This is a genomic window from Ruegeria sp. AG6 (genome assembly GCF_056541565.1).
In genome coordinates, this window is the sequence record NZ_JBQFYQ010000029.1 from 1 (window position 1) to 837 (window position 837).

Annotated in this window: 1 protein-coding gene; it reads right to left on the reverse strand. The window is 58.3% G+C overall.

Features of this window, described 5'->3' with window-relative positions:
* Positions 1-12: 12 nt before the first annotated feature.
* Positions 13-771, reverse strand: a complete 759-nt coding sequence (locus tag ACR0I0_RS20575) for an IS5 family transposase (protein WP_480492675.1) — start codon at positions 769-771, stop codon at positions 13-15.
* Between the last annotated feature and the right edge of the window lie 66 nt (positions 772-837).

Below are 837 nucleotides of genomic sequence, written 5' to 3' on the forward strand. Positions count from 1 at the left end.
TAGGGTCAGGACTCATAACCAATAAATGACGGTTGCGGCGAGGGCGATGGCGGAGAGGAAGACCTTCGGGCATCTGTCGTATCTGGTCGCCACACGCCTCCAATCCTTGAGCCTGCCGAACATGATCTCGATGCGGTTGCGGCGTTTGTAGCGGCGCTTGTCGTACTTCACCGGCTTCTTCCGCTGTTTCCTGCCAGGGATGCAGGCGCGTATCCCTTTGTCTTTCAAGGCTTCTCTGAACCAGTCGGCGTCGTAGCCACGGTCTCCGAGCAGCCAGTCGACATTCGGCAGACTGCTCAGCAATGCCCGTGCGCCGATGTAGTCGCTGACCTGACCGGCGGTGACGAACAGGTTGAGCGGCCGGCCCTGGCTATCGCAAATAGCGTGCAGCTTGGTATTCATGCCGCCTTTCGTCCGACCAATCAGGCGTGCACGCCCCCCTTTTTGACGCCCATGCTGGTCGCTGTCCGGTGGGCTTTGAGATAAGTCGCGTCGATCATTACGGTCTTCTTCTCGCCGTGCTCGGCGGCGAGACCGGCCATCATCCGGGCAAAAAACGCCCTTGTCGCTCCATCGCTTCCAGCGATTGTAGAGCGTCTTGTGAGGACCATAGACAGCGGGAGCATCGCGCCATCGCAAACCATTGCGGTTGATAAAGATTATCCCGCTCAACACACGCCGGTCATCGACACGCGGCTTACCGTGAGACTTGGGAAAGAAGGGCTCAAGACGCGCCATCTGCGCGTCGGTCAACCAGAAAAGATCAGACATGTTCACCGCTCGGTTTTCAGCCGTGAATCATGCCGCTCGCTGAAAATCAATGGGTCCTGACCCTAG

Excerpts from the sequence above, each read along its gene's own strand:
- ACR0I0_RS20575 (WP_480492675.1), bottom strand. The coding sequence starts at position 771 with ATGTCTGATCTTTTCTGGTTGACCGACGCGCAGATGGCGCGTCTTGAG.